The sequence below is a fragment of the Streptomyces sp. 8L genome (assembly GCF_020176795.1).
Taxonomy (GTDB): domain Bacteria; phylum Actinomycetota; class Actinomycetes; order Streptomycetales; family Streptomycetaceae; genus Streptomyces.
The window spans coordinates 1-9,585 of the sequence record NZ_JAIUKE010000458.1; the positions used below are offsets into that span (position 1 = coordinate 1).

6 protein-coding genes and 1 pseudogene are annotated in these 9,585 nt (G+C 74.0%); 4 read left to right on the forward strand and 3 right to left on the reverse strand.

Features of this window, described 5'->3' with window-relative positions:
• Positions 1-807 (reverse strand): annotated as a pseudogene (locus LCE31_RS30930) (MFS transporter); the annotation flags it as partial.
• Between the two features lie 484 nt (positions 808-1,291).
• Here LCE31_RS30930 and LCE31_RS30935 point away from each other — a divergent pair.
• On the forward strand, positions 1,292-2,341 hold the full coding sequence (locus LCE31_RS30935; protein WP_225020217.1) for a DUF3027 domain-containing protein: 1,050 nt from the start codon (positions 1,292-1,294) through the stop codon (positions 2,339-2,341).
• A 484-nt stretch (positions 2,342-2,825) separates the two neighbouring features.
• Complete coding sequence (locus tag LCE31_RS30940) at positions 2,826-6,050, forward strand: sacsin N-terminal ATP-binding-like domain-containing protein (RefSeq protein ID WP_225020219.1); 3,225 nt, start codon at positions 2,826-2,828, stop codon at positions 6,048-6,050.
• A 61-nt stretch (positions 6,051-6,111) separates the two neighbouring features.
• Here LCE31_RS30940 and LCE31_RS30945 read toward each other — a convergent pair whose 3' ends face one another.
• The gene (locus LCE31_RS30945; RefSeq protein WP_225020221.1) at positions 6,112-6,402 is read right to left on the reverse strand and encodes a DUF2530 domain-containing protein; all 291 of its coding nucleotides are present in this window, start codon (positions 6,400-6,402) and stop codon (positions 6,112-6,114) included.
• A gap of 331 nt (positions 6,403-6,733) precedes the next feature.
• Here LCE31_RS30945 and LCE31_RS30950 point away from each other — a divergent pair, with 331 nt between their 5' ends.
• Complete coding sequence (locus LCE31_RS30950; protein ID WP_225020223.1) at positions 6,734-8,182, forward strand: NCS2 family permease; 1,449 nt, start codon at positions 6,734-6,736, stop codon at positions 8,180-8,182.
• 232 nt (positions 8,183-8,414) lie between these two features.
• Here LCE31_RS30950 and LCE31_RS30955 read toward each other — a convergent pair whose 3' ends face one another.
• The gene (locus LCE31_RS30955) at positions 8,415-8,603 is read right to left on the reverse strand and encodes a BrnA antitoxin family protein (protein ID WP_225020225.1); all 189 of its coding nucleotides are present in this window, start codon (positions 8,601-8,603) and stop codon (positions 8,415-8,417) included.
• Positions 8,604-8,749: 146 nt separating this feature from the next.
• Between LCE31_RS30955 and LCE31_RS30960 the strand changes: the two genes are divergently transcribed.
• Positions 8,750-9,190, forward strand: coding sequence for a MarR family winged helix-turn-helix transcriptional regulator (locus LCE31_RS30960; protein ID WP_225020227.1), 441 nt, complete (start codon positions 8,750-8,752; stop codon positions 9,188-9,190).
• The last annotated feature ends 395 nt before the right edge of the window (positions 9,191-9,585 follow it).

The following is a 9,585-nucleotide window of genomic DNA, read 5'->3' on the forward strand; positions in this document are numbered from 1 at the left end:
CGTCCCACCCGTCCCGTCCGGCCGTGCGGTGCCGGCGGGCGCGCCGTGCTCGGCCCGCTCCGGCACGCCGTACTCCACGAGGTGGGCCGTGCGCTCGCCCTTGGCGGAATCGACCTTCGAGGGCATCGAGAACGCCAGGTACGTACCGCCGAGGAAGATCACGCACGCCCCGTACAGCGGCCACTGCGCGCCCACCTGGTGCAGCCCGGCGCCCAGCGGGGCGGCGACACCGGTGGCGAGCAGTCCCGCCAGCGTCACCCGCGAGTTGGCCTTCACCAGCGGGAACCGTGGTGGCAGCAGCCGGGGCACGACGGCGCTGCGGACCACCCCGTACGCCTTCGACGCGACGAGGCAGCCGAGCGCCGCCGGGTACAGCTCGATGCCGCCCGTCGCGACCGCTCCCGACATCGCGATCGAGAGGACGGCGCGGGCGAGCATCGCGATCGCCATCGCCGCGCGGCGGCCGTGCGGGAGGCGGTCGAGAATGGGGCCGATCACGGGGGCCAGGAGAGTGAACGGCGCCATCGTGATGCCGAGGTAGAGGGCGACCCGGCCGCGCGCCTCGTCGGTCGGCACGGAGAAGAAGACGGTGGACGCGAGCGCCACGGTGATCATGACGTCGCCCGCGCCGTTCACCGCGTGGAGTTCGATCAGCTTGCCGAGTCCCGACTCGCCCGCCCCATGGGCGTGGGTGAACTTCCTGACGCCCTTGGCCGGGCCGGTGACCGGGAAGTGGAGGGCACGGCCGACCGCCCGCGCCGTCCTGCGGAGCGGGCGGGACGCATCGGACGACCTCACGGCTGCCACTCCGTCATAGTGCCCCACGTCCCCGGTGAGCGAACCGATCTGGTACGTGACAGCGCGGCGAACGATGTTGCCCGATTCGCATCGCAAATGTGTTCATATGCGTGCCCGCCTCCGGCAGGCGGTCGGCGGGGCCGCGCAGGACGGCGCGCCCGGCGGCCGGCCGGGAGCGCCGCGGGAGCGCCGCCGCGACGGCTCGCGGGTCACGGCTGTGTTGCGACAGGGCCCGAAGTATGGGAATGGCGGCGTGCAGGTGGGCCGGGGGCGACGAACGAGGTAGCGTGCGTAGCGCGCCACCGGCGGTTGCTCGCGACCGCGCGCCTCTTCGTCATCCCGCAGAATGGATGTGGACAACGTTGAGGTGCGCCCGGGAAGCCGGTCGGGCGACGACGTCGATGCGGCCCCCTGGTCCGCTCCGCCTTCGGCCCGTACACCGCTCACGGCCGGCGCACCCGTGCTGCTACGGCGTAGGAGAGAAGCGAGACCTGTGAGTGCTGCGACGACGCGAAGCCGTACCCCCGACCGCCTGTGCGCAGAGGCGGTAGACCTCGCGCGGTCCGCCGCCCAGGAGGTGGCCGCGCCCGGAATCGTGGGCGAGCACGTCTCGGTGGTGGCCGACGGCGACCGGGTCGTCACGCATCTCTTCGAGTGCGAGGACTTCGGCTACCGGGGCTGGCGCTGGGCGGTGACCGTGGCCCGCGCCTCCCGCGCGAAGGCCGTCACCCTGGACGAGACGGTTCTGCAGCCGGGCCCCGACGCGCTGCTCGCGCCGCAGTGGGTGCCGTGGAGCGAGCGGCTGCGGCCCGGCGACATGGGCCCGGGCGACCTGCTGCCGACCGAGGCCGACGACCTGCGCCTCGAACCCGGCTACACGGGCGAGGACGAGGAGCCGCCGAACGCGGTGGACGCGGTCGCGGTCCGCGAGGCCGAGGAGGACGAGGCGGCGGGCCTCGGCGGGCAGGCGCTCCAGGAGGCGCGCGAGGCGGCCGGGGCCGCCAGGACCGACGCCGCCTCGCTGCCCGCGGGGCTGGCGTCGGGCGCGGTCGCCGACCTGGTCGAGGCCGAGGACGCCGAGCTGAACACCCCCGACCTGCCGTCCGCGGTGCCCGCACGGGCCCGGATCGCCTCGGTCGCGGAGGAGCTCGGCATGGGCAGGCCGCGCGTGCTGTCCCGGTACGGGCTGCATGTCGCGGCCGACCGGTGGGACGAGGAGTTCGGCCCGAAGACGCCGATGGCGCAGGCCGCTCCCGCGCCGTGCGTGTCGTGCGGCTTCCTGGTGCCGCTCGGCGGATCGCTGCGGCAGGCGTTCGGCATCTGCGCCAACGAGTTCTCCCCCGCGGACGGCCGCGTGGTGTCCCTCGCGTACGGCTGCGGCGGCCACTCGGAGGCCGCGGTCATGCCGAAGCCGCCCGTGCCGGCGGCGCCGGTGCTGGACACGGTCGCCCCGGACAGCTTCCCGCTGCGCCCCTCCCAGGAGGAGGGCCCGGAGCCGTCCTCGGACGGGCCGGACGGCTCGGAGGACCCGGGCCACACCTGAGGCACGGCCGGTCTCCGGCCGAGTCGTCCGCGCCGCCGCGCCCCCCGGGGCCCGGGGGCAGCAGGTCCGCGGTCCGCACCGCCCATCGGGGGTGCTGACGCTCCGGCGGTGAAGCCGGGCGGTCGCGCCCTTCCCGTGGCGCTGCGGGCCGCCGTGCTGCCCGGGAGCCTTCCGCGCCGCCGGGAAGCCCGGCTCGTTCCCCGTCGTCTACTCCGTGTTCCGTCGTGCGCGCACGGGCGGCTCCGCGTCGGCGCCCGTACGAGGCACACCCCGCGTCCCCGGTGCCGGGCGCCTCAGCCCCGTACGCCCGCGGGGAGCCGGAACTCCCGGGCGGGGAGTGCGACGTGTGGTCGCGGGGTAGAGGGCGGTACCTTCGGCCCGCACACCGGCAGCACCGCGGAGACATCGCGGAGACCGGCAGCACCGCAGAGACCGGCAGAGACATCCCAGAGACCGGCAGAGACTTACAGAGCGGAGTCACAACGTGAGCGTCAGGACAGGCGAAGGGACCGACCCGTTCGGAACCGCGCGGCTGCGGCGCGGGGTGCTCGACGCCTGGGCGGCGAGCCCCGCCAGGTTCCGTGAGGACGCCAACGCCGAGGAGGACCTGGCCCTCGGCGGCTACCGGGACCGCCTCGTGGTCGAGCTGGCGCAGAACGCGGCCGACGCGGCGTCCAGGGCGGGGGTGCCGGGCCGGCTCCGGCTCACCCTGCGCACCGACGGCGGCACCGGCAGCGGGGGCGAAGGACCGGGCTCCGGGTCCGGGGCCGTCCTGGTCGCCGCCAACACCGGCGCGCCGCTCGACGCCGCGGGCGTCGAGTCGCTCTCGACGCTGCGTGCCTCGGCGAAGCGCGAGGAGTCCGCCGGCGGCGCTGACACCGTCGTGGGCCGTTTCGGCGTCGGCTTCGCCGCCGTGCTGGCCGTCAGCGACGAGCCCGCGGTCGTCAGCCGCACGGGCGGGGTCCGGTGGTCGCTGACCGACGCGCAGGCCCTCGCTCGGGCGGCCGCCGGGGACCCGGCGCAGGATGCGGGCACGCCGCTCGCGGACGAGATCCGCCGCCGCGACGGCCATGTGCCGCTGCTGCGGCTGCCGCTGCCCGCCGAGGGCGCGGCACCCGTCGGCTACGACACGGCCGTGATCCTGCCCCTGCGCGACGGCACCGCCCTCGACCTCGTACGGCGCCTGCTCGCCGGTATCGACGACTCCCTGCTGCTCACCCTCACGGGACTGGACGAGATCGTCGTCGAAGGGGCCGCAGGCCCGGGCGACGCCTCCGGCGAGCGGGTGCTGCGCCGCGTCGAGGACGGCCCGTTCGTCCGCGTCCAGGACGGCGCCGACACCCGCACCTGGCGGGTCGTACGGCGGCACGGAGCGGTCGAACCGCGGCTGCTCGCCGACCGGCCCACCGAGGAACGCCTGCGCCCGCACTGGTCGGTGACCTGGGCCGTCCCGGTGGCGGACGGCGAGGACGGCGCCCCCGCGCGCCCGGAGACCGCGCCCGTCGTGCACGCGCCGACGCCCACCGACGAGCCACTCGGCGTGCCCGCGCTGCTCATCGCGTCGTTCCCGCTCGACCCGACCCGCCGCCATCCCGCGCCCGGACCGCTCACCGACTTCCTCCTCGCCGAGGCCGCCGACGCCTACGCCGAACTCCTCGGCTCCTGGGACCCCGTCACCCCCGGCACCATCGATCTCGTGCCGGGGCCGCTCGGCAAGGGCGAGCTGGACGGGCAGTTGCGCGCGGCGATCCTCCAGCGGCTGCCGCGCGTCGCGTTCCTCGCGCCCGCCGTCCCTACGGAGGAACTGCGGGCGCTGCGGCCCTTCGAGGCCGAGGTGGTCGAGGGCGCGGGCGCCGACACCGTACGGGTGCTCGCGGAGGTGCTGCCGACGCTGCTGCCCGGCGGGTACGAGCGGCGCGCGGAACTGCGCACGCTCGGCGTCGGCAGGCTGCCGCTCGGCGACGCGATCGAGCGGATCGCGGGCGCCACGCGCACCCCCGCCTGGTGGCACCGGCTGTACGAGTCCCTCGCGGGCGTCGACCCGGACCGGCTGTCCGGCCTTCCGGTGCCGCTGGCGTCCGGCCGTACCACCATCGGCCCGCGCCAGGTGCTGCTTCCGCTGCCGGACACCGAACCGCCCGCCGCCCTCGGCAGGCTCGGCCTGAAGGTCGCGCACCCCGACGCCGCGCACCCGCTGCTGGAGAAGCTGGGAGCGCTGCCCGCCACGCCCCGTGCGGTGCTGACGACCCCCCAGGTGCGGGCGGCGGTCGCCGCGTCGCTCGACGCGGAGGAGGTGTGGTACGAGAACGACGACGACGGTGCGGCGCCCGGGCCCGAGGAGCTGGCGGAGACCGTGCTGCGCCTCGTACGGGACGCACGTCTCGAACCCGGCGACGAGCCGTGGCTCGGCGCGCTCGCGCTGCCCGACGAGGACGGCGAACTCTCGCCCGCCGGTGAGCTGGTGCTGCCGGGCAGCGACTTCGCCGAGGTGATGCGGGAGGACGAACTCGCCCTCGTGGACGGTGATCTCGCGGACCGCTGGGGCGAGCTGCCGCTCGCCGCCTGCGGGGTGCTCGCGGCCTTCGCGCTCGTACGGGCCACCGATGTCGTGCTCGACCCTGACGAACTGGAGCCGCGCAGCGGCGACTTCGCGGAGCCCGACGACGCGGGCCTGCTCGACGCGGTCGACGTGTGGTGCGAGGACGTCCTGGACCGGCTGCCCGAATCGCCGGTGCCGCCGGTCGCCACGGAGATCGTCGCCGTACGGGACCTGGACCTGGTGGACGACGACGCGTGGCCCCGGGCGCTGGCGATGCTGGCCGCCCCGCCGCTGCGGGACGCGCTGACCGAGCGGGTGCGGGTGCTGATGCCGGACGGCACGGCCCGCACGGTCCGCCCGTACACGGCCTGGTGGCTGCGCGACCATCCCGTGCTCGACGGCCGCCGCCCGGCGGGCCTGCGGTCGGCCGGCGGCGACCCGCTCCTTGAGGGCCTGTACGACTCCGTCGACGCGAGCGGCTTCGACGACGCGCAGGTGCTGCGCGCCCTCGGCGTCCGTACGACCGTCGCCGCGCTGCTGGACGAACCGGGCGGCGCGGCCGAGCTGTTGGGCCGCCTCGCCGACCCGGAGCGTCCCGTGCGCCCCGCCCAGCTGCGCGCCCTGTACACGGCGCTGGCCGGTCTCGACCCGGAACAGGTCACGCTGCCCGACGAGTTGCGGGCGGTGGTGGACGGCGAGGTGCGCGTCGTCCACGCTGCGGACGCGGTCGTCGCGGACGCCCCCGACCTGCTGCCGCTCGCGGCGGGCGCCGCGCTGCTGCCGGTGTCCCCGTCGCGCGCGGCCGACCTGGCGGAGCTCCTCCAGGTGCGCGGCCTCGGTGAGTCCCTCGCCGGGGCGGGCCTCGCCGGGGTGACCACCGAGGGCGAGGAGCACGACGTCCCCGAGCCGGTCCGCGTCCTGCTCGGCCCTGCGGCTCCGCACACGTACGTCGAACACGGGGAACTCGTCGTACGGGGCCCGGACGGCGACACCGAGGTCGACTGGCGCCGCACGCCCGACGGTGTACTGCACGCGTCGACCCTGGAGGGCGTCGCGGCAGCCCTCGCCTGGGCGGCGGGGCAGTGGCCGCGCCGCTTCGAGGTGGCGGCGCTGCTCGAGGACCCGACGCGCACGGCGGAACTGGAACGGGACCGCTGGTTCGACGCGTGAACCGCCCGGGCTCCGGGCTCCGGGACCGGGGCCGGGCGGGCCGGCCCCGGCGGCCCGTGCGTCAGTCGGTGCCGGGGCCCGCCTCGGGGTCCGCCTGCGGGGCTGAGGCCGCGCGCTTGATCGCGGCGTCCCGTGCCCGCACGTACCAGATGCCGAAGCAGCCGAGGCCCGCGCCGGTCAGGCAGGTCCAGATCCACCAGGCGTGGCCGTGGTCGCTGAACCAGCCGTAGAACGGGAGCTGGCCGAGGAACATCACGAACCAGATGATCGTGCCGCCCGTGACGGTGGCGACGATCGGCCCTTCGAGGGGCGCGGGGGCCTCGCGCTGCGGCGTCGCCGTGGGACCGGTCATACCGGCCAGTCTATGCGGGGGGTGCGGGGGTCCCCGGCGGGGTCCGTTCGTAGACATGTACAAGCCCTCGGAGGCCGTGCCCGGCGGCCCGGGGGGACGGCGGGAGGCGGTGGTCCGCCCGTGGCCCCACGGGGTCTACGCGCGGAGATGGTGATCTTCACCTACTTTTATTCATACTGAAACGGTTTCCGGTTGATCGTTGACCTAATCTGCTCGTTCAAACATCCAAAGAGCAGCGCGTCCGACCGATTACGCACCGTTTTTGCACCGATTACGCACGTTTACGCACAGCCCGCCGTTCCGCACTCGATGACGTCTGAGGTCTCCACGCATGCCCTCCCCGGCCACCGCTCCGGCCGACCCCGCCGGTCGGCCTCCCGCGGACCCGCACAACGGGTTCGACCGCTACTTCAAGATCACGGAGCGCGGCTCCTCGATCGCCCGCGAGATCAGGGGCGGCTTCGCCACCTTCTTCGCGATGGCCTACATCATCGTGCTCAACCCGATCATCCTGGGCAGCGCGAAGGACATGTACGGGCACCACCTCGACAGCGGGCAGCTCGTCACGGCGACCGTCCTCACGGCCGCGTTCACCACACTGCTGATGGGCGTCTTCGGCAACGTGCCGATCGCGCTCGCCGCGGGCCTCGGCGTCAACACGGTCGTCGCGCTCCAGCTCGCACCCCGGATGAGCTGGCCGGACGCGATGGGCATGGTCGTGCTCGCCGGTCTCGTCGTGATGCTGCTGGTGGCGACGGGACTGCGGGAGCGCGTGATGAACGCCGTGCCCGGCGGACTCCGCAAGGGCATCGCGATCGGCATCGGCCTCTTCATCATGCTGATCGGCCTGGTCGACTCCGGTTTCGTCTCCCGCATCCCCGACGTGGCCGACACCACCGTGCCGCTCCAGCTCGGCGCCACCGGCCACCTCGACGGCTGGCCCGTGCTGATCTTCGCGCTGGGCGCGATGCTGACGCTGGCGCTGCTGGTGCGGAAGGTGCCGGGCGCGATCCTGATCTCGATCATCGCGATGACGGTCCTCGCGATCGTCATCAACCTCGTCGCGAAGGTGCCGTCCTGGGGCCTGACCTCCCCGAAGTGGCCGGGCAACCCGGTCTCCTCGCCCGACTTCGGGCTGATCGGCCACATCAGCCTGTTCGGCGGCTTCCACAAGGTCGGCATCCTGACCGGCATCCTCTTCGTCTTCACCGTCCTGCTGTCGTCGTTCTTCGACGCCATGGGCACGGTGCTCGGCGTCGGTGACAAGGCGGGCCTGACCGATGCGCAGGGCCGCATTCCCGGTATCAACAAGGTCCTGTTCATCGACGGCATCGGCGTCGCGGCGGGCGGCGCCAGCTCCTCGTCGGCCGGCACCTGCTTCGTGGAGTCGACGGCGGGCGTCGGTGAGGGCGCGCGCACGGGCCTCGCGTCGATCGTCACCGGCGTGCTGTTCGCGGCGTCGCTCTTCCTCACGCCGCTCGCCACGATGGTGCCGTCCCAGGCGGCGACCCCCGCGCTGGTCGCGGTCGGCTTCATGATCCTGGCCGGTTCGATCAGGGACATCGACTGGAGCGACTACTCCATCGGCATCCCCGCGTTCCTGGCGATGGTGATGATGCCGTTCACGTATTCGATCACGAACGGCATCGGCATCGGCTTCATCTCCTTCACCGTGCTGCGCCTGGCGCTGGGACGCGGCAAGGAGGTGCCGATCCCGATGTACGTGGTGTCGGCGGTGTTCCTCTTCTACTACCTGATGCCGGCGTTCGGCCTGGCCTGACCCGCGGGCGGGCGCCCGCCCGCGGTACGCGCGAGGGGCCGTGCGCCCACGCGTACGCGGGCTCGCGACAGGTCGCGGGCAGGCGGTCCCGAGCACGTGGCCCCGGGCACGTGGCCCCCGCCGCCGCGCGCGCCGCACAGCTGCCCGCCGGAGACGCTCCTCTCCGGCGGGCGGTGCGCTTTTTCCGGCCAGGCCGCCGGGCCCGCCCGCTCTGTCCTGGCGTCCTGCCGGGTCAACCGGTCGAGCTTCGGTAGAACCTCTCCGTCTCGTCGACCGCCGTCTTGAAGCGCTCGTCGAAGTCGTCCCGCACGAGCGTTCTGACCACGTAGTCCTGCACGCTCATCCCCCGTCTGGCCGCATGGTGCCTGATCCGGTCGAGCAGCTCACCGTCGATCCGCAGGCTGAGCACTGTCGATGCCATGTCGGCAAGCCTCAGGGCCCGGTACGGACCTTCGGAGGACTTTTCGGAACAGCACCACTCGTACGAGTGAATTATGTGTGCGATGCCACCCTGGGGCCGGTGCGCACTGGTGGTACTTAGGTTGAGTAATGAGTTACTCTAAATACATGCCTGTCCTGTCCCACGGCGCCGAGGACGACGCCGCCGTGAACTCCCTGCGCTCCGCCGTCATGCGGCTGGGGCGGCGCCTGAAGCACCAGCGTGTGGACGAGTCGCTGAGCCCCACCGAGATGTCGGTCCTGGGAACGCTGCGCCGGTGCGGCTCCGCCACACCCGGCGAACTGGCCCGCAAGGAACACGTCCAGCCGCCGTCGATGACCAGAATCGTGGCGTTGCTGGAAGCCAAGGGGCTTGTCAGGCTGGAGCCGCACCCCGACGACCGCCGGCAGAAGGTGGTCAGGCAGACCGAGCAGGCCGAGGCGATGCTCGAAGAGAGCCGCCGCAAGCGGAACGTCTGGCTGGCCTCTCTCGCCGAGGGCCTGGACGAGGACGAGTGGGCGAAGCTGCGCGCGGCCGCCCCGGTCCTGGAGAAGCTCGCCGACCTGTGACGCCGTCCCAGGCCCGCGAGCGGCGGATCATCCGGCAGCCGCGCCGCGTGAAGCACGTGAGCCACCCGCGTGCTGCCCGAGCACCCCGCCGCCGCTGACGGCGGCACCGCACCATCGCGTCACCGAGGAGGCGAACGCACTTTGAGTACGGGACCCGGAGCAGACTCCGCCCCCGCACCGCACTCCGCCCACGACACCGAAAACGCCCCACCGGACGATCCGGGGAATCCCGGAACCTCCGCCACCCGGGAAGCCGGGTCCGCGCCCGTGCGAACGAGCGACGACGGGGACGCCGACTCCCTGTCCGCCGCCGTGCCCGGCGCGGAAACCGCAGGCAGGGCCCTCGCGGCGGCCGACGCCGCCACCACCGAGCCGCCTGCCACCGAGCCCGCCAC

What these genes read in the sequence shown, in the direction of transcription:
- LCE31_RS30945 (WP_225020221.1), bottom strand. Translation starts at nt 6,402, where the DNA reads ATGACCGGTCCCACGGCGACGCCGCAGCGCGAGGCCCCCGCGCCCCTC.
- LCE31_RS30950 (WP_225020223.1), top strand. Translation starts at nt 6,734, where the DNA reads ATGCCCTCCCCGGCCACCGCTCCGGCCGACCCCGCCGGTCGGCCTCCC.
- LCE31_RS30955 (WP_225020225.1), bottom strand. Translation starts at nt 8,603, where the DNA reads ATGGCATCGACAGTGCTCAGCCTGCGGATCGACGGTGAGCTGCTCGAC.
- LCE31_RS30960 (WP_225020227.1), top strand. Translation starts at nt 8,750, where the DNA reads ATGCCTGTCCTGTCCCACGGCGCCGAGGACGACGCCGCCGTGAACTCC.